23 protein-coding genes, 1 pseudogene and 1 riboswitch are annotated in these 24,470 nt (G+C 45.2%); of the genes and pseudogenes, 9 read left to right on the top strand and 15 right to left on the bottom strand.

Annotation, left to right across the window (positions count from 1 at the left end; genetic code table 11):
• Nucleotides 1-36: 36 nt before the first annotated feature.
• From J8N69_RS12485 to J8N69_RS12475, 3 genes are read right to left on the bottom strand one after another with little or no spacing between them, the layout of a single operon-like run.
• The gene (locus J8N69_RS12485; RefSeq protein ID WP_168825983.1) at nucleotides 37-1,212 is read right to left on the bottom strand and encodes an acetyl-CoA C-acetyltransferase; all 1,176 of its coding nucleotides are present in this window, start codon (nucleotides 1,210-1,212) and stop codon (nucleotides 37-39) included.
• 21 nt (nucleotides 1,213-1,233) lie between these two features.
• Nucleotides 1,234-1,893 (bottom strand): CoA transferase subunit B, encoded by a 660-nt coding sequence (locus tag J8N69_RS12480; RefSeq protein WP_168825981.1) that lies wholly within the window; start codon nucleotides 1,891-1,893, stop codon nucleotides 1,234-1,236.
• Nucleotides 1,894-1,947: 54 nt separating this feature from the next.
• Nucleotides 1,948-2,652, bottom strand: a complete 705-nt coding sequence (locus J8N69_RS12475) for a CoA transferase subunit A (protein WP_168825979.1) — start codon at nucleotides 2,650-2,652, stop codon at nucleotides 1,948-1,950.
• Nucleotides 2,653-2,788: 136 nt separating this feature from the next.
• On the opposite strand from J8N69_RS12475, the gene J8N69_RS12470 reads away from it, so the two are divergent.
• Nucleotides 2,789-3,670: a LysR family transcriptional regulator gene (locus J8N69_RS12470; RefSeq protein WP_168825977.1), complete on the top strand. Its 882-nt coding sequence runs from the start codon at nucleotides 2,789-2,791 to the stop codon at nucleotides 3,668-3,670.
• Nucleotides 3,671-3,752: 82 nt separating this feature from the next.
• Here J8N69_RS12470 and J8N69_RS12465 read toward each other — a convergent pair whose 3' ends face one another.
• The gene (locus J8N69_RS12465) at nucleotides 3,753-4,952 is read right to left on the bottom strand and encodes an MFS transporter (RefSeq protein ID WP_168825975.1); all 1,200 of its coding nucleotides are present in this window, start codon (nucleotides 4,950-4,952) and stop codon (nucleotides 3,753-3,755) included.
• Nucleotides 4,953-5,105: 153 nt separating this feature from the next.
• On the opposite strand from J8N69_RS12465, the pseudogene J8N69_RS12460 reads away from it, so the two are divergent.
• The 4 genes and pseudogenes from J8N69_RS12460 to J8N69_RS12445 all read left to right on the top strand — a co-directional run.
• A pseudogene (locus J8N69_RS12460) lies at nucleotides 5,106-5,228 on the top strand (helix-turn-helix domain-containing protein); the annotation flags it as partial.
• A 519-nt stretch (nucleotides 5,229-5,747) separates the two neighbouring features.
• Nucleotides 5,748-6,113: a hypothetical protein gene (locus J8N69_RS12455; RefSeq protein WP_227803886.1), complete on the top strand. Its 366-nt coding sequence runs from the start codon at nucleotides 5,748-5,750 to the stop codon at nucleotides 6,111-6,113.
• Nucleotides 6,114-6,188: 75 nt separating this feature from the next.
• Complete coding sequence (locus J8N69_RS12450) at nucleotides 6,189-6,521, top strand: hypothetical protein (protein ID WP_168825971.1); 333 nt, start codon at nucleotides 6,189-6,191, stop codon at nucleotides 6,519-6,521.
• 157 nt (nucleotides 6,522-6,678) lie between these two features.
• The gene (locus tag J8N69_RS12445; RefSeq protein ID WP_168825970.1) at nucleotides 6,679-7,560 is read left to right on the top strand and encodes a LysR family transcriptional regulator; all 882 of its coding nucleotides are present in this window, start codon (nucleotides 6,679-6,681) and stop codon (nucleotides 7,558-7,560) included.
• A 61-nt stretch (nucleotides 7,561-7,621) separates the two neighbouring features.
• Here J8N69_RS12445 and J8N69_RS12440 read toward each other — a convergent pair whose 3' ends face one another.
• From J8N69_RS12440 to J8N69_RS12400, 9 genes are all read right to left on the bottom strand, one after another.
• A complete protein-coding gene (locus tag J8N69_RS12440) occupies nucleotides 7,622-8,293 on the bottom strand; it encodes an energy-coupling factor ABC transporter permease (protein WP_168825968.1) in 672 nt (223 codons plus the stop codon).
• An 83-nt stretch (nucleotides 8,294-8,376) separates the two neighbouring features.
• A riboswitch (cobalamin riboswitch) is annotated at nucleotides 8,377-8,605 on the bottom strand.
• A 98-nt stretch (nucleotides 8,606-8,703) separates the two neighbouring features.
• On the bottom strand, nucleotides 8,704-9,534 hold the full coding sequence (locus J8N69_RS12435) for an inositol monophosphatase family protein (RefSeq protein WP_168825966.1): 831 nt from the start codon (nucleotides 9,532-9,534) through the stop codon (nucleotides 8,704-8,706).
• Between the two features lie 32 nt (nucleotides 9,535-9,566).
• Entirely contained in the window at nucleotides 9,567-10,028 is a 462-nt protein-coding gene (derI, locus tag J8N69_RS12430) for a D-erythrulose-4-phosphate isomerase (RefSeq protein WP_168825964.1), read from the bottom strand.
• 16 nt (nucleotides 10,029-10,044) lie between these two features.
• Nucleotides 10,045-10,827 carry a triose-phosphate isomerase gene (locus J8N69_RS12425; RefSeq protein ID WP_168825962.1) on the bottom strand — a complete coding sequence of 261 codons (783 nt, stop codon included), beginning with the start codon at nucleotides 10,825-10,827 and terminating at the stop codon, nucleotides 10,045-10,047.
• Nucleotides 10,824-11,600, bottom strand: coding sequence for a DeoR/GlpR family DNA-binding transcription regulator (locus tag J8N69_RS12420; RefSeq protein ID WP_168825961.1), 777 nt, complete (start codon nucleotides 11,598-11,600; stop codon nucleotides 10,824-10,826). Before J8N69_RS12420 ends, J8N69_RS12425 begins: the two co-directional genes overlap by 4 nt.
• Nucleotides 11,601-12,049: 449 nt before the next feature.
• Entirely contained in the window at nucleotides 12,050-13,006 is a 957-nt protein-coding gene (locus J8N69_RS12415; protein ID WP_211085091.1) for a sugar-binding transcriptional regulator, read from the bottom strand.
• A gap of 177 nt (nucleotides 13,007-13,183) precedes the next feature.
• Nucleotides 13,184-14,116 (bottom strand): sugar phosphate isomerase/epimerase family protein, encoded by a 933-nt coding sequence (locus J8N69_RS12410; RefSeq protein WP_168825959.1) that lies wholly within the window; start codon nucleotides 14,114-14,116, stop codon nucleotides 13,184-13,186.
• Nucleotides 14,117-14,128: 12 nt separating this feature from the next.
• Nucleotides 14,129-15,658, bottom strand: coding sequence for a glycerol-3-phosphate dehydrogenase (locus J8N69_RS12405; RefSeq protein WP_168825957.1), 1,530 nt, complete (start codon nucleotides 15,656-15,658; stop codon nucleotides 14,129-14,131).
• A gap of 53 nt (nucleotides 15,659-15,711) precedes the next feature.
• The gene (locus tag J8N69_RS12400) at nucleotides 15,712-17,268 is read right to left on the bottom strand and encodes an FGGY-family carbohydrate kinase (protein WP_211085089.1); all 1,557 of its coding nucleotides are present in this window, start codon (nucleotides 17,266-17,268) and stop codon (nucleotides 15,712-15,714) included.
• Nucleotides 17,269-17,931: 663 nt separating this feature from the next.
• On the opposite strand from J8N69_RS12400, the gene J8N69_RS12395 reads away from it, so the two are divergent.
• The 4 genes from J8N69_RS12395 (at nucleotide 17,932) to J8N69_RS12380 (ending at nucleotide 22,152) form a co-directional block, all read left to right on the top strand.
• Complete coding sequence (locus J8N69_RS12395; RefSeq protein WP_229426376.1) at nucleotides 17,932-18,492, top strand: DUF2291 family protein; 561 nt, start codon at nucleotides 17,932-17,934, stop codon at nucleotides 18,490-18,492.
• Nucleotides 18,489-20,036 (top strand): sugar ABC transporter ATP-binding protein, encoded by a 1,548-nt coding sequence (locus J8N69_RS12390; protein WP_168825953.1) that lies wholly within the window; start codon nucleotides 18,489-18,491, stop codon nucleotides 20,034-20,036. The genes J8N69_RS12395 and J8N69_RS12390 overlap by 4 nt, the downstream gene beginning before the upstream one ends.
• 29 nt (nucleotides 20,037-20,065) lie before the next feature.
• The gene (locus J8N69_RS12385) at nucleotides 20,066-21,100 is read left to right on the top strand and encodes an ABC transporter permease (protein ID WP_168825951.1); all 1,035 of its coding nucleotides are present in this window, start codon (nucleotides 20,066-20,068) and stop codon (nucleotides 21,098-21,100) included.
• A 101-nt stretch (nucleotides 21,101-21,201) separates the two neighbouring features.
• Complete coding sequence (locus J8N69_RS12380) at nucleotides 21,202-22,152, top strand: D-ribose ABC transporter substrate-binding protein (RefSeq protein WP_168825949.1); 951 nt, start codon at nucleotides 21,202-21,204, stop codon at nucleotides 22,150-22,152.
• 98 nt (nucleotides 22,153-22,250) lie between these two features.
• Here the strand turns inward: J8N69_RS12380 and J8N69_RS12375 are convergent, their stop codons facing one another.
• On the bottom strand, nucleotides 22,251-23,162 hold the full coding sequence (locus J8N69_RS12375; RefSeq protein ID WP_168825947.1) for a pirin family protein: 912 nt from the start codon (nucleotides 23,160-23,162) through the stop codon (nucleotides 22,251-22,253).
• Between the two features lie 165 nt (nucleotides 23,163-23,327).
• Nucleotides 23,328-24,386, bottom strand: coding sequence for a histidinol-phosphate transaminase (gene hisC / locus J8N69_RS12370; RefSeq protein ID WP_168825946.1), 1,059 nt, complete (start codon nucleotides 24,384-24,386; stop codon nucleotides 23,328-23,330).
• Nucleotides 24,387-24,470 lie beyond the last annotated feature (84 nt).

The following is a 24,470-nucleotide window of genomic DNA, read 5'->3' as shown; positions in this document are numbered from 1 at the left end:
TTATATTTTTTTATTGGATAGTTCAAGTCATTCGAGCTAACGAGACACCAGCATAGCCACGCCCATGCCGCCGCCAATACATAAGGTTGCCAGTCCTTTGTTAAGTTTTTGACGCTGCATTTCGTGAAGTAACGTTACTAAAATTCGACAACCAGACGCACCGATAGGATGACCCAGCGCCACGGCACCGCCGTTGACATTTACCTTGTTAGGATCCAAGCCAAGCTCTTTATTGACACAAAGGGCTTGCACGGCAAAGGCTTCGTTGGCTTCAATTAAGTCCAAGTCCGCTACCTGCCAATTGGCTTTTGCTAATGCTTTTTGCGTCGCGGCAATCGGGCCGGTTCCCATGATGTCTGGATCAACGCCCATACTGCTCGACGCTTCAATCACCGCAAGAATGGGCAAGCCCAAACGCTTGGCTTCCACATCCGAAGTGACAATCACCATGGCCGCGCCATCGTTCAAGGTAGACGCATTGCCAGCAGTAACCGTGCCCTCTTTAGCAAACGCAGGACGCAGTTTGCCAAGGGATTCAGCGGTGGTATCAGGACGAATTTGCTCATCGGCGTCGACCATCACCGGCTCGCCTTTGCGCTGAGGAATGGAAATAGGCAAAATCTCTTCAACAAAACGCCCTGCGGCTTGGGCTTGTGCGGCTTTTTGTTGCGAGTTGGCGGCAAAGACGTCTTGCTCTGCACGGCTGATATCCCAACGCGAAGCAATGTTTTCCGCGGTTTGACCCATGTGATAATCGTTAAAGGCATCCCATAAACCGTCTGTCACCATGGAATCTAATAGCGCCCAGTTGCCCATTTTCTTACCAGAGCGGCTATTGGGTAACACATGCGCCGCTTGGCTCATGCTTTCTTGTCCACCGGCAACCACCATTTTGGCATCGCCGTTCAATACCGCTTGCGCGGCCAGTTGCACGGCTTTCAAACCCGAACCACAGACCTTGTTAATCGTCATGGCAGAAACCTGTTTTGCTAATCCGGCATGAATCGCCGTTTGGCGAGCCGGATTTTGACCACAGCCCGCCGCCAGCACTTGGCCTAAAATCACTTCGTCAATCTGATCTTTTAACATAGGCTGTTTGGCTAACATGCCAGACAAGAGTTGCGTGCCTAATTGCACCGCACTCAACGAAGATAAAGCGCCATTAAAAGCACCAATGGGGGTTCTTGCAGCAGCAACGATGACGGCTTTCATAAAAAACTCCTTTAATTGTTATTAGGCAAATACCATTTCTGGCACATGGTCCGGTACGATAAGTTTGCCTTGGGTTTTTTCGATAATCTCTTCCACTGACACACCCGGCGCTCTTTCTTTCAACACGAAAGCGCCCTCTTCGATTTCTAGCCAAGCCAAATCGGTCAGGACTTTTTTAATACAACCTTTGCCCGTCAATGGCAAAGAGCAATTCGACAACAGTTTGGATTCGCCATCTTTAGACGCATGGGTCATGGTGACAATAATGTTTTCAGCGCCAGCCACCAAATCCATCGCGCCGCCCATGCCTTTGATCAACTTGTTAGGAATCATCCACGACGCGATATTACCGTTCACATCCACTTCGAAGGCGCCCAACACCGTTAGATCGACATGGCCGCCACGTATCATGGCAAAAGATTCCGCAGAGGAAAATATCGACGCGCCTTTCACCGTGGTCACGGTTTGTTTACCGGCGTTGATCATATCAGCATCAATGGTGTCTTCGGTGGGGAACTCGCCCATGCCAAGCAAACCGTTTTCAGATTGCAGCATGACATCCATATTTTTTGGCACGTAATTGGCGACTAAGGTAGGAATACCAATACCAAGGTTAACGTAAAAACCATCTTGTAATTCTTGGGCAACACGTTGCGCCATTTGCTCTCTTGTCAGTGACATAAGAAACCTCTTTTTTTATTCTGTTGTCTTATTATATTGCTTTGTTCTGTTGTCTTATTCGGCGGCTTTAACGGTTCTTTTTTCGATGCGTTTTTCAAACGTACCCAGCACGACTCGATCCACATAAATACCCGGCGTATGGATATGAGCAGGATCTAACTCACCTATGTCGACGATTTCTTCCACTTCTACAACGGTGATTTTGCCAGCGGTTGCGGCTAAGGGATTGAAGTTTTGCGCGGTATGGCGATAAATGACATTACCGTAACGGTCGGCTTTCCAGCCCTTCACAATGGCAAAGTCCCCAACAATGGCTTCTTCCAACAGGTATTCACGGCCATTAAATACTTTGGTTTCTTTGCCTTCCGCAACCGGTGTACCGACGCCAGTAGCCGTATAAAAAGCAGGAATTCCAGCGCCACCAGCGCGCATTTTTTCCGCCAATGTGCCTTGTGGTGTTAGTTCGACTTCCAGCTCGCCGTTCAATAATTGCTTTTCGAACAAGGCATTTTCACCCACATAAGACGACACCATTTTGCGGACTTGCTTATCTTCCAGCAAAATGCCCAAACCAAACCCATCCACTCCGCAATTATTCGACACAACGGTTAACCCTTTTGTGCCTTTGCGTTTGATTTCAGCAATCAGATTCTCTGGGATACCGCACAGACCAAAACCACCTGCCAGCACCGTCATATCATCTTCTAGCCCGATCATGGCTTCTTCAAAAGAAGCAACGACTTTGTCAAAACCGGCCATTTTATTCTCCTAATTTGTTATTTTTAGATTACCTGTCAATAACAACCAGTTTGACCTAAGGTAATAAATTAATTAAATTTGTTTTTTCTATTTATTAATAAGTTTTTCAAAACAATAACAAAAGAAGCCTGCCTAAATGAATGTCAAACAAGTTCGAGCTTTCTTAGCTGTCGCCCAATCCATGAGCTTTGCCAGCGCGGCCACACAGCTGCATTTGTCACAGCCCGCGCTGAGCCTGTCGATTAAAAGCCTAGAAGATAATTTAGGTGGGAAACTGTTTACGCGCACCACACGTCATATTGCGCTCACTCCAGAAGGTGAAGCCTTGGTGTCCATCGCCAGACGATTACTCGCCCAGTGGGAAAACGCCGAAGACGAGATGAAGCAACGTTTCGCGCTGCAGCTTGGTAAAATCACCATCGCAGCCATGCCGTCTTTTGCCGCGTCATTATTGCCAAAAGCGATTCGTAATTATCACGCCTCGTACCCAAATATTCAGGTCGCTATTGATGATGTGTTATCCGATATGGTGGTCGAAATGGTGCGCAACAACCAAGTGGAATTGGGCATTTCCTTCGAGCCGAGCAACCTTGTGGATTTGTCTTTCTACCCACTCTATGAAGACAGGTTCATCGCCATCTTGCCAAAAAATCACCCACTGGAAACACAAGACACCATTGCTTGGCATGCTCTTTTGGAATACGACTTCATTACCTTACAGCGCCCTTCCAGCGTGCGCACCATGATAGAAAGTACATTGAGCAACGCGGGCATCGAACTCAACGTCGCCTTTGATGCTCACCAACTGGCAACCGTAGGACGTATGGTCAGCGAAGGCATGGGCGTCGCCGTCGTACCTGCCCTGTGTCGCCAACAAGCCCTGGAACAAGGCGCCATCTGCCGCCCAGTGATAGAACCCGAAATTCGTCGCCGCGTTGGCGTGATCTGTCAGCCCAGATCCAACCTTTCGATTGCCGCCGCCGCCATGCTCGATGTGCTGATCACAACCTATGCGTGAACCCTGCCTTCAATCCAAACAAGCCTGATTGAGCACCTTGCGACTGTTGCGCGATTGAATAGGACACCACTCATGATCGCGCCTAATCAAGAACCGACAGCCTTGTACGTTTGCTGTCTCGAATCAAGCTCATGCCCGCTAAAACAACCGCACCAAGCACCAACCAAGAGCCAAGAATAACGCCAGTCCAGCCATTGGCTTGCCAAAATGGATCAAGATAAAAGCCACCCAAGCTGGCGCCTAAGTAGTAAAACACCAAATACAAAGAAGACGCACTGGCTTTGGCGTGCTTCGCGTTACGGCTGACAAACCCGCTGGCCGTAGAATGACATAAAAAGAAACCAAAGCTGTTAATCAATAAGCCCGAGATAATCGCCAGTAAAGAATCCCCCAAAGTAACCAAAGAACCCAACATAAAGATACAAGTGCCTAATACCATGATATTGGGCTGGCTCCAGCGTTTGGCCAGTTTTCCGGAAATAGCGGAACCCAATGTGCCAGACAAGTAGGTTAAAAAGAGTAAGCCAACGTATTTAGCGGTTAGATTATAAGGCGCCGCTTCTAAAACGAAGGTCACGTAGCTGTATTGATTAATAAAAATGAAAAAGCTAAAACCGCCGATCAGATAACACGTGAGCAAACGGCGATTCTGCAAATGGCCTTTCATGTTCATTAGAATATGGCCAACACGTAAAGGTTTCGGTTCAAAATGTTGAGATTTTGGTAACAGCAAGAAAAAGGCCAATAAACAAATCAGGCTAATCGCGCTCATCACACCAAAGGTCGCCGAACGCCCTAACCATTCACCAACAAAGCCGCCAATCAAACGACCGCCAATGCCGCCTAGTGTGTTACCGCTAATATACAAACCAACCGCGACCAGCAAGGCTTCTGGCGTGTATTCATCACCCAAATACGCCACCGCAATCGCCGGCAACCCAGCCAAAAAGAAACCTTGTAAAGCCCGCAATGCCAATAACGATTCGTAGCTTTGCACCAAGGACAAACAAAAAGTGGTGACAGTGATACCGACCATGGTCATCACCATAATGCCTTTGCGGCCCAAGGCATCTGAAATCGGGCCATAGAAGAGCAAAGAAATCCCCAGTGTCAGCGTGGTAATGGTAAAACTAGCGCTGGCTTGCAACGGACTAATGGAAAACTCGTTGGCGATCATCGGCAACAAGGGTTGCGTCACATAGACATTGGCAAAAATCATAAAAGAGCCAATAATAAGCGCCACCGTGCCCCGCCAAAATACAGAACTGCCCACTTCAATCACAACAACACTCCAATCACAACAACACTCCGCGGGAATCACTTCCCAATAAGACCCAGATAAGACTCAAATACAAAACACAGTATGGCGACACTATACGCCTTGACGTTTTATCAATAAAATATATCTACCTTATCAAATCCATAAAAATTATTGATATACATCGAACCGCTGCGTTATTTCATTGCCACTGCAAAAACCGAGAGTTTTACCAAAGCCGCGCAACCACTTGGCGTTGCCCAACCAGCGGTGAGTATGGCGATTAAAAAACTGGAGTCATTTTGTGAAAAAAACGCATCGGGCTGATTTCAAGCGCACAAGGTAATGTTGACTAATCACCAAGCCCCTTCCCTTTTTGTCTCAAGGGAAGACCGAGGATAGGGTTAATCTCTTCTTCGGCACTATCCACTATTGAAATAATGCAGCCTTCACCTGTAGGTCGCGGCTTCAGCCCGACGCGGAATTCACTTTGTATTCCCACAGAACCCATCACGCCCCTTGTGGATAATTGATAAAAAACGGTACAAGTATGCCGTTTATTTTTGTGGTCGCTCATTATTGGCACGGTTTGTCTAAAAAACAGTCATGATTTAGCGCATTTGTACTGGCAGCAAGTTAGAAAGTCTTTTAGTATCAATGGATAAGAATTTACAGAGCCGAAATAACGTGCTGTGGATAAATGAAATAACATGCATGCTCGTTTTTCCAGTTAACCAGCCTGTGGGAAAAATTAAAAAGTGCCATAAAATCAGTTTTTTATAGGGATTTATATGGAAATTAAAAACAGTGTAGATGCGCATGCGCACTATTAAAATGTTACGGGCCATAGTCATGACTGAGAAGATACTCATAGCGTTGATCGGGTTGGGCGGTGCTGTAATTGGTTCCGTTGCTACGATATCGGTTCAAATCGTCGCGGAATATCTGCGCAAAAAGGAAGTTGATCGGCAAGAGAGCCCGCAGATAGAAATGCTCACGGAAATGCTGAATCATCCCAAGCATAAATGGCGCTCGCTTGATCGTCTTCAGCACGTAATCGGAGCTGATGAGGAAACCACGAAACGTCTTTTGTTGAAGATTGGCGCAAGAGCATCTGAAGACGGAAAACCTATTTGGGGGCTACGGTCTCGAAATCCACTGCCTGGTGAGCCAAATGACTCGTAACAAGTGTAGTCTGTCGGACAAATTACTCGCTGCGCTCGCAATTTGCCGCAGCTACAGGCGTTAAACGGTATCGATATGAGCAAAATTGTGGAGTTCCCGAGTCGGGATATACGAAATAACCTTGAAATCGAGAAAGCGCTTCGTGAATCCCTTATTGATCGAGGATTTTCAGAAGAAACAGTAACGCAGACAGTCTCAGCTATAATGCCCCTCATCAAGGAGTCTAAAGAAGTAGTGGCGCAAAGTATTGACGCGCCGATTCCTGGTGGTATGAGTGAAAAAGATGTTTCGGAGCTTAAAATCAGTTTGTCTAGTTCGCTACAGGTTTACCAGCGGCAGGTTGGCGATTTCACATTAAAGATCCTTATACTTCTGGCCATTGAGTATGCTAGTAACTCCAAGGCTTAGGTCGGCGTTTAACAAGCCAAGGTAGCGGAAAATTAAGCTTTATTTTCATCTGACACCAATACTTACATGAATAAAACAACACACTAAGCCGACACTATACGCCCAGCAAAATAATCAATAAAATATATCCATCTTATCCAATCCATAAGGCTTATTGATGGACATCAAACCCTTGCGTTATTTTATTGCCATTGCAAAAACCGAGAGTTTTACCAAAGCTGCGCAACAACTTAGCGTTGCCCAACCAGCGGTGAGTATGGCGATTAAAAAACTGGAGATGGATTTAGGCTTGACCTTAATTCATCGAGCTGACCGTAATGTGGGTCTGACTGACGAAGGCAAAAAATTGCTGATTCATGCCGAAAAAATCATTCAGGCAACTGATGATGCTTTGTTGGAAATGAGCGAGCTGAAGGGCTTGAGCCAAGGCGAAGTGCGAGTGGGCATTCCGAGTATGTTAGGCTCTTATTATTTTCCGCCGATTCTGATGGCGTTTCATCATAAATACCCCACCATTACCCTCAAAGTCATCGAAGGCGGGACTTGGCAATTGCAAAAGATGCTAGAGAATGGCGAATTGGATCTCAGTGTGATTGTCGCTGAAACCCTTCCCGACGGCTTAGAAACACAAGCGCTGATTCGAGAAGAAATGCTGGTGACCGTGGCGACAGACCATCCTTTTAGTCAACTAAAAAGCATCTCGCCAGAGCGGTTCTTTGATGAAGAATTGGTGATGTTCAAAGAAGGCTATTTTCATCGTCGCATCGTCGACAAGCTCGCCAAAGACTATCACAGAACGCCAAAAATTGGCTTCGAGACCAACTTAATCCCCCTGATCAAATCCATTACACAGCAAGGCTTTGGCATCTCCACCCTACTCGCCATGGTGATTGAAGACGATGATGAACTCATTACTCGCCCCTTTGAGCCAGCAATCTGGTTAGACCTTGGTATTGCTTGGCGCAAAGACAGTTATCTGTCAAAAGCCAATCGAGCCTTTTTAGAATTTGTTAGTGAGCATGGACGCAGAGAGTTTTAGTCATAAGAAGTGCCCACTTCGCGGCAAGCAAAGTGGGCATTTGAACAGTGCTTAAAATAGATTAATTAAACAAACGCGCTTCAAACAAAGCAGAATGTTTAAAACGATGTAGGCTCTTCGCCCCTGCTAAAACAGCAAGATCCAAAACAGGTTCGATAAGCACAACACTCATATAAGCCACGCCAAAGGTTGCCACAGACGCTAAGTTTTCCGCGCCAAAACCTTGTCCATAAAATGCCCAAAAAGCCACCCAAGCGACAATGCCACCTTGATAAGTTAAAGACAACTGCAATGCCTGCTTATAGGAAATATCAACATAGGCGGTATTGTCGGTAATGATACGACGCGCAACCACTGACATCGCAAACAAGGGCAACAACAAGGTGGTGACGTTCATCCCGTACTGAGGAAGGTCGAATTGCGCAAAGAACACGCCTTGAACCAACAAACCTAAGAACAAACCGATAGACGCCGCCGCAGGGCCAAAGATAAGAAATAACGTCGAGCCTAATATGAGATGCACTTCCGACACGCCAACTGCGTGATGAGGCAACAATTCAAAAAAAGCAAAGACAAAAAGCGTTGTTAATGCACTACGACTGACTAACGACATTAGCCCATGCTTTTTTATCATTTCAACAGATGCTTTGGCAGAAAAGCCAAAGGCCGCTAACGCTGTCGCGTAACTTAACACTATTTTTGCGCCATCAACGACGCCAGGTTCAATATGCACAATGTGCCTCCAAAATAGGCTTCATACTCACCCGTATGATTCAAATTAGCGGACTTTGCAGCGCTGCGTTTGCTAGCGAACAAAAGTCCTAATCAATGAAGGCCGGTCTCCGGACTGATAAGTGTTTGGCCGATCTGTATTTATGAAAAATCCTCGTCCCTTCCCATTCAAAATATGGCTATTAATGAACAGTGGAAGCGAGAAAAATACACCACTTATTTACCGTTGCGGGGGCAGTACAGGGATTGTTAATAAAACGCACCTGTTTCCCGTTTCACCAGTCAAACTGGCACCTTCACAAGAACAACAAATAAAGCTTCAAAAGCCTATCTGCTGAGATTCGAAGCGTACGTTTTAACCTGAATTTAAGCAACTAGACATGACTAAACTGGCAAACTAATTAGCCGCTGTTAAACGATAAAACTGAAGTCTTTTCTAATCCGGTCTCTAATCACCTCAGTGCGTGCAGCGATAATGACACCGGTTCGGACCATGGGTTTGTAAGGCGTACCATCAAGCATACACACATGACCGCCCGCTTCCTGATAAGCAAGAATACCAGCGGCATGATCCCATACCTTTGGTTTTGGACTAATGAAGAAATCAACACCGTTCTGCACCATGGTTCGATATTCATGACAACAGCAGCGCAGACTAGAAGAACGTGCATAGCTAACTTGCTGCAGAGCAGCCCGCTCACGAGCAGCTGAATCCTCAAACAAAAAGGGTGAAAAGAATCCTACTAGGTTAGAGTCAACAGGCTGATCACTCAGTATTAAACGTCTTGGCGATTGATCAGGGCGAACATACCAAGCACCCTCACCTAAACTGGCCTCGATCCAGTCATCATTTAAAGGATCGTATAACAAACCATAAACGGTTTTGCCCTGATAAATAGCAGCGATTAATACACCAAAGGTTGCTAAGCCATGAGCAAAGTTCCATGTCCCATCAATAGGGTCGATGATAATAACCAGCCCATCCGTATCAATTTGATCCAATACAGACTCATCTTCTGATACCGCTTCTTCACCTATGATGATAGCGTGAGGCAACAAGGCTTGAAAGCGCTGTGTTAATGCTTTTTCAGAGGCAACATCTGCTTCAGTTACAAGGTCGTCAAAGCTTGTTTTGGACGATATAGCACCCTCCGAAAGCCTTCTAAACCTTGGTAAAACTTCTACCTTTGCAACGTCTCGAACAATTTCTACCATCTCTGATTTCTGCTTACGAGTTAACACAGCACCTCCACTTTACAGTCTAAATCGATAAATTACGGGCGAGAATGATACTTTTCATCAATAGAGTTGATGGCTTTAACATTATCCGCAGAGCGTCCATTTTCATCGAATGCCTGCATCAAAAAAGCATCGGCAATGGACTTCGCTAACTCTTGTCCAATAACACGTGCGCCCATGGTAATAATTTGTGCGTTGTTAGAAAGTGCGGCACGCTCTGCTGAATAAGTGTCGTGAGTGAGTGCTGCGCGAATACCCGGCACTTTACTTGCCGCAATGCACACACCAATTCCTGTACCACAACATAAAATGGCACGATCATATTTGCCGTCTAAAACCGCATTGGCGACACGATCAGATAAATTGGCATAAAACGGCTCAACCTCTCCAGAGTCAGTACGAGAAATTTCCTCTACATCGTAACGATCTTTTAGATGGTCAGCTAAAATTTTTGCTAGCCCTTCGCCAGCACTGTCTCCAGCAATTGCAATTCTCATGATGCTATCCTCGGTTTTATAGTTGCGTTCGAACGACTGCGGCACATTTGTTCAAAATATCGATATATCCATCAACGTTCCAAGCGGATCGACCAATAAATAAACCATCAATGTGTTCGCAGGCTATAAGTTCTTCACAGTTAATAGGGTTCACCGAGCCGCCATATAAACAAGGAACTTTGCGTCCCAATACTTTTTTGGCAACATCCAGAATTTCAGCTTGTCTTGCGTCGGCATACTCTGCAGAGGCCGGAACCCCTCGCTCACCTATCGCCCAAACGGGCTCATATGCGAACAAAATAGGGGCTCTTTTTTGGTCGTCGCTCAAAAACTGCAACGCACCGCGAACTTCCTCTGCCAAAACATAAGCTGCCTGACCACTTTCTTTATCTGCCAATGTTTCACCAACACAGATAAGAGGAATTAAACCATGACGAACAGCAGACTCGACTTTACGGCCGACAGTCTCATTCGTTTCACCAAAATACTCGCGTCGTTCAGAGTGACCCAATTCAACGATATCGAGCTGGCAGTCCTTCAGCATGAGTGGAGAAATCTCTCCCGTCCATGCGCCTTCTTCTGCCCAATGCATATTTTGAGCTCCAACCTTTACCGACGTATCACGAAGCACTTTTTTCACTTCTCGAATATTCGTAAATGAAGGAATAACAAATCGTTGAATATTGGCATCCGCATTCACATCATCAGCCTGTAACGCGGCCGCAAACGCCTGGGCTTCTGCCAATGTCTTATTCATCTTCCAACTTGTACCAACCCAAAACTGCTTTTTATTCGTCATGTATCTTCCAGTGGTCTCGCAATAGTTAACTGAATGCCAGCGCTCACCAACTGCTGTTGAACGCTTAGCTCCGGAACTTGGTCGGTGATGACCCAGTCAAAATCATCGAGATTTGCCAGCACATGAAGTGCTACATGATCAAACCGTGTATGGTTAACCAGCAAACATGTCTTAACGGCTGCGTTAAGCATGGCTTTTTTCACTCGAATCACATCTGCATCCATATGAAACACTTGGTTTCCTGATACAGCAGGGCTCGATAAAAAAGCAATATCCGCTCGCAAGCTGGTTAAATTTTGCTCAGCCAACACACCAAAGTAACCATTAAACTTAGAAGAATACATTCCCCCAAGCGCAATAAGATCAATCCCCTTTTCGAGCTTTAATGCTTCCAAAATGGAGGCATTGTTGGTAATAACCGTCAGCGGTTTTTTACGAGGAAGTATGCTCCCAAGCACAGCAGCCATAGAACCATCGTTGACCATCACAGTCATCCCCGGCTCGACCAGTTGCAATGCTTCTAACGCCATACGTTCTTTAGCCGCACTACCTTGACGCTCTCGCAATCTAAAATCACTTTCAAATTGCATACCCGCTTCAATAGTGGCGCCACCTCGCACTTTACGCAGCAAACCACCCGCTTCAAGTTCGTCTAAATCACGGTGAATTGTCATCTTTGAAACGGCAAAACGTTTCGCCAGTTCTTCTAGATCAACAACACCATTTTCAACAAGGAGATCGATAATTTGCTGTCTACGTTCATCACGCTTCATAAACACTCACTTCGATAGCAAATCTCTTATGCATGTTATAACGTTAAAAATAACATTTTAAAAGTTATATTTAACAAAATTTACTTTAATTTGTTAAATATAATGTTATAAACACAATAAACCTAAGAAATTTTGAGTTAAAATCACAAAAAAAGCGCGAAAACATACCCGTTTTCACACAACGTCGAGACTAGAATAACACTTACAACATGGATTTTTGACAGTAAAGTAGGAGATATACAGAAAAAACACGGTGGAGACGCTTAGGTAATGTGAAAAATCACAAAAAATATCACATTTATATGAGACACAGCGAAAGCCGTTGTTACACGACCTCGACCCTTAGCCCAGTAATCATCTTGATCAAAAGGTGGTTAATGGGCATTTTTTAGTGAGCGTTGACATTACAAGGCAAAACTTACCATACGACGGGGTATAAGCCGTAACGACTAATTGTTTGCTAGGACAGCACGAGCGGTTAACTCATCGGTAATCAATCCGGTAAGCAAGCCGCCTTTAAGCGCCGCTCGGATAGCTTCAACCTTTTCTTCCCCACCAGAAACAGCAATAACCTCGCCTTTATTACCCTCTAAGGAAACGGATAACATACGAGCACTTAAAGACGTTTCAACGAAATGCCCATTTTCATCGTAAAAATGCCCCATAACCTCGCCAACAGCACCTGACCGGGCAATTTCAATGATTTCTTCAGGTTTAATAGGTCCAGAAGATACTAGCTGCGCGGTTTGCGCTACCGTCCCAATCCCAATAAATTTTATATCGGCATTATTGGCCATTGTAAAAACATCTTGCACGCCTTTTTGAGCAAGGAGAACCATTCTATCTTCAACGGTATTAGCCAATAAAGGCACTGGCATGGTGTAGGCAGGCGCCCCTGTTTTGGCAGCAATCCAATGTAAAATATCGTCTCGATTGATAGAGTAGTCTCGTGTTAATCCGCCCAATAAAGACACAAAACGAATATTAGAAATATCAAGTTTAGGAAGCTGATGAACGACCGCAGCCAAAGCTCGACCAAGCGCCAAACCAATCGTGATATTAGACTGTGTCGTCAATACATTCTGTAAATAAAAAGCGCCCGCCTGACCTAAGGTTTTAAGCGGTATTCCCTCTTCTCCCAAATCTGGCGCGACAGTGCACTGACTCAAACCAAATCGAGCTATGAGCTGATCTTCCAGTTTTACGCACTCGGTAACATTGCCATCTATGGTGACTTTTACAGCCCCTTCAGCAACCGCTTTTGATATTAAACGATGAACCTTAACCGATGTTAATCCAAGTCGCTTTGCAACAGCGGCTTGAGTCAAACCACCAACATAATGCAGCCAAGCGGCTCGAATAGCTAAAGAGCTGTCTGGCTCAATATTAGATTTTCTTTCATCCACACTCTATCACTCCATGGTGTTGAATTATGACGGACAAGGCCAATGTAAAAATCAGCACGTCTTAATTTATATCAGTCATTCATATTTCCTCTCATTAAAACTGAGCGAAACCTTATACTATTGATAATAACACTACAGTTTGAAAGATAAGTAGAGACCACTCTCATTAAGCCATCATTAAATATGCAAGTCCTGAACACCACTATCAATATGCGGAGCCCAAAACGCCACACTTTCAGCAATTTGATCAACCACTTGATAGTCTGTTGGATCGCGCTCTTTAAAACTCAATTCAAGACAAATCTGATTATCCTTCGCTCCACCTTTATACAAGGTATCGAGTAAAGGCGCAGGCTGAATACGGCCATTTTGGTTGTATTCAGCGATAAAAGGTCGATGCCCTCCCTTATCCATTAAACTTTGCTTAATATGAATAATGGGCGACACCGTTGGCACTACTTCAGCCCAAGCATAGGGATCGTAGTCAGCAGGGTTACTGGATGTGACGTCCCCATGATCAATGTCTGCCATCATCCACATAGGTATCGCCATATTGGCAGCGGTTAGGCGCTGCTGTAACGTCATCGCAGATGCAATCGTGTCACCAAACTCTCGCCCGACGCTCATCGGCTCCCAATACACATAATCTAAACCCGCTTGCTTTGCGTGTTCGGCAACTTCTGCCCAACAATCAATCGCGATTTTAGTCAACTCCTCACGGCGCACTGCATCGTCAAAATCTTTATAAGTCATAATGGCAAACTGTGTTCCTACCGCGTGGCCACCTAGATCGGCCGTTATATCGGCAAAAATTTTAAACCATTCAATATAATAACGGCGAACGTCGGCGTCTGGATGACCAAAATGGTTTAAACGCCCATAGGGACCTGTCATACCAGATGTAATACGAACTCCGGTACGCCCCAAGGCCATTTTCATCTCTCTTGTTAACCGACGAATGACAGAAGCGGGCCAACTGGGGTTGATGAATTCATGCGTCAGTTGCACATCGCGAATTTTAATATCATGCGCAATGGTATCGATTAAATCCGCTGGCTCGGCAAATCGGTTCACCAGAGGGTTTGTATTCAGTCCTAATGTTAACGGCATGCTTAGCCTCTCTTATGATGCGTTTGAATGAGCTTGTGAGGTGATAAACTGTCCTTGAAACCAGTCAGAGAAAAACACTTTTTGCTCATCACTCAAATGAAGCCCTTCCTTCGTCCGACGAGTCAGTACATCTTCAGGCGTCATCGCCCATTCGTTTTCAACCAAATAACGCACTTCAGACTCATAAAGATTCGAACCAAAATGAATACCTAGGTCGTCAACACTCTTGGCATCAGCAACAATTTTTTTAATCAAAGAACCATAATGTCGGCCATAATGAATAAGCAAGGCGCGAGGCATCCAACTATAAGCGGCTTTAGAGTCTTGTATAAAGCTTTGGAAGTCTGCATTACGAATATCGCCACCCGGCAAAACCGCACCGCGCGTCCAATTACGCCCCATGTTCGGAAAGAACTTTTCAATCTTTTCAATCGCGTGCTCTGACAGCTTACGAAACGTAGTGAGCTTACCGCCAAATACATTTAATAGCGGCACACCCCCGCTTTCGTCAAGATCAAACACATAATCGCGCGTTACCGCAGAAGGATTACCCTTACCATCATCAAACAAAGGGCGAACACCAGAAAAACTGGCAATCACATCATTGCGACGTAGCGACTCTTTAAAATAGCGGTTGACAGCCGCTAACAAATACTCGATCTCTGACTCATCTGGTGCCACATCTTCTACACGCCCTTTATAGGGAATGTCTGTGGTACCGATTAATGCTTTATTGTCTTCATAAGGGTTAATAAAGATCACGCGTTTATCATGATTTTGAACAAGATAAGCTTGCTGCCCTTGCCAGAATTTAGGCACGATGATATGAGAACCTTTGACCAACTGAATGTTTCGCGAACTTTGTGAATGCGCAACATCATCAACAATATTACGCACCCAAGGGCCTGCCGCGTTCACTAAGACCTTTGCCTTAAAGCTACGCGTTTCTTTAGTAAATTCATTTTCTGTTGTGATCAACCAATGATCATCTTGGCGTTTCGCCGATAAACAACGCGTTCTAGTGAGTACTTCGGCACCTTTTTTTGCGGCATCCAAAGCATTTAAAATCACCAATCGTGAGTCATCAACCCAGCAATCTGAATATTCAAAGCCTTTGGTGTATTGATCCTTTATTGGTGCCCCTTCAGGGTCTCGTAAGAGATCTAGCGTTCGAGTTCCCGGAAGACGTTTACGCCCGCCAAGATGATCATAAAGAAACAGCCCTAATCGAACTAACCATGCCGGACGATCTTCTTTGCTGTGCGGCAACACAAAGCGCATAGGCCAAATAATGTGACTGGCAGAATTCAGCAGCACTTCTCGCTCAATCAAAGCTTCTCGCACCAAACGAAATTCATAGTATTCAAGATAACGTAAGCCACCATGCACCAACTTTCCAGAGCGAGACGATGTGCCTTGCGCTAAATCGTTTTTCTCACAAAGAGCAACACTCAAACCTCGCCCTGCGGCATCACGGGCAATACCAGCACCGTTAATACCACCACCAATCACAAAAAGATCTAACACCTGTTCGTTATTCATAAAGAACCTCTTATTTCACCACCAAAGATCAGGCTATGACTTATCTGAAGAATTCACTTGGAAAATCTTAACTGCTCCATGGCAAGCCAGGTCTCAGGGAGCGCCAAACGTTGCCTATAAAACACCTTAAAAAGTCTGTCATAGCGATCACCGAGCGCAACATCTGCCTTTTCAACCTGACCAAGTAGTGGCGTTACCCACTCAGCAATACAGTCGTCCATCGTTTTGTATTGACCTATCGCCACCGCAGCCATCATTGCCGCACCGGCCGCTCCAGCCTCTTCACGCCCCGACACTCTTACACCTGCGCCAACTGAGGCTGCCAATATTTTCCGCAGAGTTGGCGACCTAACCGCCCCACCGCTTAGGCGAAGCTCCTCTGTGCGCCCTCCCATCGCCTCATAGCAATCACGCATTGCCATAGCAAGACCTTCAACAACCGCACGCACCAAGTCCGGGAATCGGTGATGATAAGTCAACCCCGTAAAGCTGGCTCTAGCACGACCATTAACAAATGGTCCACGCTCTCCCGCATCAGAAATATAAGGGTGATAAAGCAGCTGGCCTTCGTCCGCTTCCTGTAGCCAATGCTCGACCTTATTGACCAACATTTGAGGTGTACATTCACAACCAAAGTCTTTTAATAATTCCGCGGCAACATTTAACAGCCAATCTAGGTTTAATGCGGACGCCATGTTAGTTTGTACTTGCGTAACCCTTCCCTGAATAGGCAAAGCAATCACGTAACCAGTGCCTTGATCATTCAGAAAAACATCATCTGACAAAACCGACCTCATGTGCACACCTGTGGAGCCAATGACCGAGCAAGCAACGTTATCTTGTCCAGTGTGAACACCCGCCCCTAAGGCAGTCATTACCATGTCCACATACGCCAAAGAAACAGGAATGCCTACTTTTAACCCTGTTAGGTCAGCGGCTTCTTGCGAAAGAGGATGTGTTGTTTCGCTGCCATCAATAATCTCTGGTAAAAGTGCGCGATAACCACCAAGCCCCAGACTGTCGATAACTTGGTCATCGTATTGACGAGTACGAAAATCGCCGAAAGTAAAGCTCGCCTCAGAGGGGTCAGTTGCCCTCACTTGAGTTAAATTAAAGTACAACCAGTCTTTACAATGAAAAGCCGTTGTGGCGGTTTTTAATAATTGTGGGAAGTGGGATGCCATATGCGCAAGCTGAACACCCTGCTGGCAAGTATTGAGACCCGTGCCTGTCTTTTCAAAACGCTGACGTTCATTGGGTTTCGCATTAAGGATGTCTACCGTTGGTGCGGAGCGGCCATCTAGCCATAACCAGGCGTCACAAACAGGTGCACCAGCCTCATCTATTAACCATGTTCCATCACCCTGTCCGGTTACAGCCAGAGCAACCACTCGCTGTTGAAAGCCCTCGATTTTTTGACTCAAACCTTTTATCGCACAAACACAATCATCCCATGTTTGGCCCAAAGACTGAGTCGCAGCACCATCGAACGTTGTGTTATAGGTATTTCGTACTGATGATACGGCAACTTGCTTGCCATCCAGTGAAAAGGCAACGGCCTTAATCACCGATGTGCCAGCATCAATACCTACGATTAGATCGGTAATCACTTGTCAGCCCTCCAGACGCAAAAACCTGCGCAATAAAGGGAAGCAAAGCGGGACATCTTTATTATTAGAAGCATGATTGAACCCCGTTTTGTTCTGGCTAAGAAACGCAAAGCCAAAATGAAATTTATTACTTATTTTGTGTATTATTTCCTCACTACGACATTCTGTCAACCATGAATTTGTTTCTTTTTTCACCTACACCCCCTCCATTAAAGACAAAAAAGAATGTATTAAAAAATAAAAACCAATCCGAAAAATTAAATAAAATATTTATTTTTCAATAAGTTATTAAATACATTTTTTATTTACACAGGCTCAAAACACATATAGATACCCTACACCGAATACATTCTTGAAAAACACACAAACAACATGAGTGATTTTTTTTGTTATTTATGCAATAAATTTCATTGACAGGTGTTTTTTTTTATACCATTGTTATGGTCAAAGATCATGCAATCCTCTAAAAACAAACCTTGATCTTGGCTCGATCAAACAGCTCATAGCACAAAGCAAAGCATGTGTGCTTTAGAGGAAAATAGCCGGAGTAAAATAAAAATGATAAAAAAAACTTTGCAACCGCAACAATCTAATCAGATTGTTGCGAAAAAACGAAAGATAGCCATCGTAAGCGCTCTTACGACTGTCGTAGTCGTAGGTGCGATGGCATTAGACACAAAAGTCGTTGTTAACGGTTCTACTGACGATCTAAGACAACAAGCTTTCTCTCCAGACAACTATGCAAATATCCACTACGCAGAAGTAAAGTCTTATATTTTAGACAATGCCGTTGATGCAAATACTCTGCTTAAAGCATTGCGAGCCGATAAAAAAGCCGCTGGGCAAAAGTATGGGATAAGTGGTGGAATAGGACCGGTTATCCCAGTCTCCTTTGAAGGCACCATTGCAACAGGAAAATCCGGCATTTTTAACGTCAACATCCCCGGCTTCCCAGATAATCAAACGGTTCGAATTCAAACAGGCCCAGCCATAAATGGCACAGACCTACGTGATGCAACAGGCGAAATAACCTTCGGCGAATTCACCAATCAAATCGAATACCAAGATGTGGGCGCCGCTCTAAACAGAACGATGAAAGCAGACATCCTAGAAGATCTTGACCGAAGCAAGCTAACCGGTACAAGCGTCGAAATATCCGGTGTATTTCGTCTCATCAATGATAAAAACTGGCTAATCACGCCCGTAAGGATGAATCTGAAATGAATCCAGCTTTCGATCATTCAGCGACTGAACCAGCAAGCAAGGTTGTTTTGGCAGCACGCCATATAACCAAATCTTTTGGCAACACTCATGCTTTGAAAGGTGTTAATTTTGATATTTACCATGGACAAGTAACGACTTTGTTTGGTGAAAATGGTGCAGGTAAATCCACTTTAATGAAAATACTGTCTGGCGTTATCGCCCCGACATCAGGTGACATTATTTTAGATGGATCACCTATTCTCTTTAATAATGCCAATGAAGCTAGAGCAAATGGTATCTCTATTATTCACCAAGAGCTTAGCCTAGCGCCTAATATGAATGTACGCGACAACATTTTTATGGGTCGTGAAATCATTACCAATGGCCGTGTTGATTTTGCTGAAGAAGAGCTGCAAACCCGAGAACTAATGGCCGATCTTGAAGAAGATATTGATCCATTAACGCCCGTTGAAGAATTACGCCTCGGTCAACAACAAATCATCGAAATTGCACGAGCAATATCACAAAAATCTAGAGTCCTCATCATGGATGAACCGACCTCTGCACTCAGTGCTGCAGAAGTAGAGGTGCTTTTTAAAGTGATCCATGATTTAACCAGTAAGGGCGTTTCCATTGTTTACATATCACATCATCTAGAAGAGGCACTGCTAGTCACAGATCATGCTGTTGTCCTTAGAGATGGCACAATGACAGCGTACGCACCTCGCAAAGACATCGACCTTGAATGGATTGTACGTAATATGGTCGGTGAAAATTTCGACCTAGGATCGCCACCCGAAGGCTATGAGTTTGGCGATACAGCACTAAGAGTCAACGACCTAGTGATCGCAGATCCTAATGGAGCCAACTTCAATGTTGTCGACAAACTGTCTTTGCAAGTCAAAGCAGGTGAAATAATCTGTGTCTATGGATTAATGGGCGCTGGGCGCTCCGAATTTATGGAATGCCTCGCAGGGCGCTTTAGCGCACAAAGTGGCACAATCTTTCTTGGCACAGAAGACATCGGTAAGCTTTCTATCGCTGAACGAATTAATATGGGTTTGGCTTTAGTTCCAGAAGACCGCCAAAAAGATGGACTGGTCCAAACCATGTCTGTTGGCCAAAATCTATCCTTAGCCAGTATTTCTGATTTCACTAAAAAGCTATTCACCTCATCAAGTACCGAAAACACGCTGATAGGCCAATCCATTAAGGCTGTGACGGTAAAAACGTCAGGGGCCGACGCCGCCATTGGCTCTTTGTCAGGGGGCAACCAACAAAAAGTAGTCATTGGTAAAATGCTAGCCACTAACCCTAAAGTACTTCTTCTCGACGAACCCAGCCGAGGCATTGATATTGGCGCTAAAGCCGAAGTATTTAAGTTGCTTTCAGAGCGGGCAAAAGAAGGTCTTGCCGTCATTTATTCTACCTCTGAAGTTGCTGAGTGCCTCAGTATTGCTCATCGCATTATTGTCATGCACAAAGGTCATATTTCAGCTGAATTTGACTCAACAGTAAGCAAAGAAAAAATCATGGCGGCATCCGGTGAATCGGTAGCCCATTAAAAGACTATAAGAATAATTTGGAGTTTCACATGTCTACGACCACTCAAACGTCTGCTCAACCAAAGAAGTTAGATATTGGCCGCTTATTATTAGAGGGTAGAGCTTTTTTTGCCTTGATAGCGATCATCATTTTTTTCTCTTTCATGTCGCCTTATTACTTTACGCTCAATAATTTTCTCATCATGTCTTCTCACGTCGCTATTTTTGGCTTGTTAGCACTTGGGATGCTTCTGGTTATTTTGAATGGCGGAATTGATTTATCAGTAGGATCAACACTTGGGTTATGTGGCGTATTTGCAGGTTACTTAATTCAAGGCGTTAATATAGAGCTACTCGGCGTTACCTTCTACCCATCACTTTGGGTTGTAATCGTGCTCACTTGTGCGTTAGGCGCAGTGGTAGGCTGTGTTAACGGCATATTAGTAGCCCATTTCAAAGTACCTGCATTCGTAGCAACACTTGGCACCATGTATGTCGCTCGAGGCATTGCCCTTCTTATCACTAATGGTCTGACATACAACAAACTGGATGGAAAAACAGAGCTTGGTAATACCGGCTTTGAATGGCTGGGGTTTAACCGTGTAGCAGGCATCCCTGTTAGCGTCATTATATTAGTCATTGTAGCCTTGATATGTGGGCTAATACTCAGCCGCACTGCTTTTGGTCGCTGGCTGTATGCCTCAGGTGGTAACGAAAGCGCTGCAAATCTATCTGGTGTTCCAGTCATACGCGTAAAAATAGTGGTGTACATGGTATCAGGCATCTGCGCAGCATTGGCAGGCCTTGTTCTTTCTTCTCAATTAACTTCTGCAGGCCCAACCGCTGGCAATACCTACGAGCTAACCGCTATTGCGGCAGTCGTTATTGGCGGTGCTGCGCTGACAGGGGGTAGAGGTACTGTGCGAGGTACAATCCTTGGCGCACTGGTTATTGGTTATCTATCTGATGGGCTGGTTATTATTGGCGTCTCTGAATATTGGCAAACCGTGTTCACCGGCACTGTTATCGTCTTAGCGGTATTACTTAACAGCTTGCAATACAGCTCAAAAGCAAAAAACCGCTAAAAAATGTTGTGCCTGTTTACTTTAGAAAATAACAGTCAACGGGCACAAACAACTCGCCGAGCTTCGGCACACTCTTAAAATAATAAATTGGAGTATTTCACATGTTTAACATGACAAAGCGTTTATTGATTGCCTCTACCGCTAGCTTAACCCTAATGGCAAGCAGTGCCTGGGCAGATGGTTTAATGTCTATTATAGTTAACAACCCTTCTAACCCCTACTGGTTTACCGAAGGTCAGGTTGCTAAAAAAACGGCTGAAGACATGGGCTACGAGGCTAATGTTTCTGCTCACAAAGGCGACACAAATACAGAAAGTAAGCTAATTGATACAGCCATCACTAACAGAGCAAAAGCCATTATATTAGACCCTGCTAACGCTGATGGCTCTATTGGTGCTGTACGCAAAGCGGTTGCGGCGGGTATCCCCGTCATCATTATTAATGCTGAAATCAACCAAAGTGGCCTCGCAAAAGCACAATTGGTCTCAAATAACGCACAAGGCGCAGCATTAGGGGCCATGCAATGGATAGAAAGCGTCGGAGATTCAGGCGACTATGTTGAGCTGTTCGGTGCACCAAGTGATAACAACGCTCAGACGCGCTCTAATGGCTTCGAAACGGTTTTGTCTCAATACCCAGACCTTATAAAAGTCGCAAGCGAAGTCGCTAACTGGGACCGCACGCAAGGCTACACTAAAATGCAATCGATTCTACAAGCAAACCCAAACATCAAAGGCGTTATTAGCGGTAATGATGATATGGCTCTAGGCGCCATAGCTGCGCTTAAAGAAGCAGGTAAGCTTGATCAAATAAAAGTCGGTGGGTTTGACGGCTCTCCAGATGCGGCCGAAGCTATCTTAAACGGCGAAATGGAATACACTGTACTACAACCTGTCGCCGTTTTTGCGGCCGAAGCCATTCGCCAGGCTGATAGCTTCATTAAAACTGGCAGCACAGGCGTTGATTCAGAAAAACAATTATTTGATTGTTATTTGATCACATCTGAAAACATCAAGTATTACACTTCTGCTTTCACGCTGTCTGAACACTAAGTAGCAAAAAACGTAAGGGCTACATTCGTAGCCCTTCTCTTAGTACTTCAATATACATTTAAAACCCCTCACATATTAAAAATGCTAGGCCGTTTCACTTAAGGCAAGGGGATAAATTCGTCTTCATCATCCACGACTTTTGGAAAGTTTCCTGCCAGCCAGTCTCGTTTGGCTTGTTCGATGCGGTCTTTACGACTGGAGATGAAGTTCCATTCGATAAAGCGTTTGGTCATTTTTTCACCACCGATGAGGGCAATTCTCGAATCAGCGGTGGCTTCAATAACCACGCCATCTGCCGTTGATAGAATCACCATGGCAAATTCGGGTATCACGGTGTCTTTTATTTTCAGGCCGCCTTTCGCCACATAGATGGCACGCTCTTCAGCGTTAGGTAAGGTTACGCGCTGCCCGGCTTGCATGTGCGCTTCGACATACAAGGTTTCAGCATAGGTTTTGACTGGTGAGGTCACCCCATAAGCGGTGCCCATTAGGACGCTAAGCGTCACGCCCTCAACCGTCGCGGTGGGAATGCTCGCCGCAGGGTAATGATAAAAGGCCGGTTCAATTTCTTCGTCTTTTTCAGGCAAGGCCAACCACAATTGTAAGCCGTGTAGCTTGTGCGGAACATTTTTTACTTCTGGACGTTCTCGCTCTGAGTGAGTAATGCCTTTACCTGCCACCATCAAATTGATATCGCCAGGCGTAATAGTGGCAAGGCTACCCAGAGAATCTCGGTGTAAAATTTCCCCTTCAAACAAATAGGTCACCGTGGCCAAATTGATGTGAGGATGCGGACGAACATTGACGCCAGAACCGGCGGGGAAGCTAGCGGGCCCCATATGATCAAAGAAAATCCATGGGCCGACCATTTTGCGTGCGCTCGTTGGTAGAGTCCGTCGCACCATGAACTCACCGAGATCTTTCTGTTGTGGCTCAATAATAGCCTCAATCGCCTCGCAGCCACTCCTAGACTCACTCTCTAACTCGAAATTTGCTGTTTCTATGCTCATATTGTTTACCTTCTTAAGTCACTATTCTTATCAACAGATTTCCTGCCAGTATAGATGAAATACGTCATTTGGCTCTGTCGATGAGGGGCATTTGCCCTAAAATCTTGATGCGAGAAGGCGAAACCTTCCCCTTTGGCAAAGAGGAAGGTTCTGCTGGCACGACGCTTACAAGGTTTTCAATGCCGCGGTAAGCGCGGCCATTTCTTCGTCTGTGCCTATGGTGATGCGTAGGTAGTTGCCGATGCGCGGCTTTTTACCAAAGTAACGAACGAGGATACCTTGTTCTTTTAGGGCAAGGTAAATTTGCTCGGCGTCTTTATCTGGGTGGGTGGCGAAGACAAAGTTAGTCGCTGATGGGACGATGTTAAAGCCAAGTGCTTCAAGATCTTTGACAGACTGTTCACGGGTGGCGATGGTTTTGTCGCAAATCGCTTTTAAATAGACTTCGTCTTCTACGGCGGCAGTGGCACCGGCTAAGGCGATGCGGTCGATTGGATAAGAGTTGAAGGAGTTCTTCAAGCGCTCTAGCCCTTCGATTAGATCTGGATGCCCCAATGCGTAGCCCACACGAATCCCTGCCAACGCACGGGATTTAGACAAGGTTTGTACAACCAATAAGTTTGGGTATTGATTAATCAGAGACGCCGCACTTTGTGCGCCGAAGTCCACATACGCTTCATCCACCAGCACCACGACATCAGGATTTGCGTTTAGAATCGTCTCAATATCGGCCAACGGCAAAGCCTTACCTGTTGGCGCGTTAGGGTTGGTGATCACCACACCCGACACGTCTAGGTTTTCATAATCCGCAGGGACAATATCAAAATGCTCATTGAGCGGAATCAGTTTGGGTTCGATGCTGTATAAGCCTGCGTAGACTTTATAAAAGCTATAGGTGATGTCAGCGAAAGCCAAAGGCTTACCGCCTGCAAAGTACCCCATGAAAGCCAACGCCAAGACTTCGTCCGAGCCATTACCGACAAACACTTGGTTTGCGTTTAACTGGTAGCTTTTTGCCAAGGCGTTTTTCAATGTGACGCCATTTGGATCTGGATAAAGACGCAAACGTTCACTGACTTCTGCTGCCATCGCTTCTAGCGCTTTAGGCGATGGCGAATAAGGACTTTCGTTGGTGTTTAGCTTGATGTATTTTTTGTCTTGCGGTTGTTCGCCTGGCACATAAGGGTCAAGAGAAGCAATTTTATCTGTCCAAAAACGACTCATGGAGTGCTCCATTATTTTTTAGCAAAAGTAGAAGGTGCAAAAGACTTCAAATCAAATAAGGCCTCGATTGAGGCCTTATTTTTG

It is taken from the genome of Marinomonas profundi (genome assembly GCF_020694005.1).
Taxonomy (GTDB): Bacteria; Pseudomonadota; Gammaproteobacteria; order Pseudomonadales; family Marinomonadaceae; genus Marinomonas; species Marinomonas profundi.
This window is presented reverse-complemented; position numbering and strand designations above follow the sequence as displayed.

Excerpts from the sequence above, each read along its gene's own strand:
- J8N69_RS12390 (WP_168825953.1), top strand. The coding sequence starts at position 18,489 with ATGAATCCAGCTTTCGATCATTCAGCGACTGAACCAGCAAGCAAGGTT.
- J8N69_RS12420 (WP_168825961.1), bottom strand. The coding sequence starts at position 11,600 with ATGAAGCGTGATGAACGTAGACAGCAAATTATCGATCTCCTTGTTGAA.
- J8N69_RS12375 (WP_168825947.1), bottom strand. The coding sequence starts at position 23,162 with ATGAGCATAGAAACAGCAAATTTCGAGTTAGAGAGTGAGTCTAGGAGT.
- J8N69_RS12385 (WP_168825951.1), top strand. The coding sequence starts at position 20,066 with ATGTCTACGACCACTCAAACGTCTGCTCAACCAAAGAAGTTAGATATT.
- J8N69_RS12480 (WP_168825981.1), bottom strand. The coding sequence starts at position 1,893 with ATGTCACTGACAAGAGAGCAAATGGCGCAACGTGTTGCCCAAGAATTA.
- J8N69_RS12485 (WP_168825983.1), bottom strand. The coding sequence starts at position 1,212 with ATGAAAGCCGTCATCGTTGCTGCTGCAAGAACCCCCATTGGTGCTTTT.
- J8N69_RS12450 (WP_168825971.1), top strand. The coding sequence starts at position 6,189 with ATGAGCAAAATTGTGGAGTTCCCGAGTCGGGATATACGAAATAACCTT.
- J8N69_RS12395 (WP_229426376.1), top strand. The coding sequence starts at position 17,932 with ATGGCATTAGACACAAAAGTCGTTGTTAACGGTTCTACTGACGATCTA.
- J8N69_RS12445 (WP_168825970.1), top strand. The coding sequence starts at position 6,679 with ATGGACATCAAACCCTTGCGTTATTTTATTGCCATTGCAAAAACCGAG.
- hisC (WP_168825946.1), bottom strand. The coding sequence starts at position 24,386 with ATGAGTCGTTTTTGGACAGATAAAATTGCTTCTCTTGACCCTTATGTG.
- J8N69_RS12425 (WP_168825962.1), bottom strand. The coding sequence starts at position 10,827 with ATGACGAATAAAAAGCAGTTTTGGGTTGGTACAAGTTGGAAGATGAAT.
- J8N69_RS12470 (WP_168825977.1), top strand. The coding sequence starts at position 2,789 with ATGAATGTCAAACAAGTTCGAGCTTTCTTAGCTGTCGCCCAATCCATG.
- J8N69_RS12380 (WP_168825949.1), top strand. The coding sequence starts at position 21,202 with ATGTTTAACATGACAAAGCGTTTATTGATTGCCTCTACCGCTAGCTTA.
- J8N69_RS12405 (WP_168825957.1), bottom strand. The coding sequence starts at position 15,658 with ATGAATAACGAACAGGTGTTAGATCTTTTTGTGATTGGTGGTGGTATT.
- derI (WP_168825964.1), bottom strand. The coding sequence starts at position 10,028 with ATGAGAATTGCAATTGCTGGAGACAGTGCTGGCGAAGGGCTAGCAAAA.
- J8N69_RS12410 (WP_168825959.1), bottom strand. The coding sequence starts at position 14,116 with ATGCCGTTAACATTAGGACTGAATACAAACCCTCTGGTGAACCGATTT.
- J8N69_RS12475 (WP_168825979.1), bottom strand. The coding sequence starts at position 2,652 with ATGGCCGGTTTTGACAAAGTCGTTGCTTCTTTTGAAGAAGCCATGATC.
- J8N69_RS12455 (WP_227803886.1), top strand. The coding sequence starts at position 5,748 with ATGCGCACTATTAAAATGTTACGGGCCATAGTCATGACTGAGAAGATA.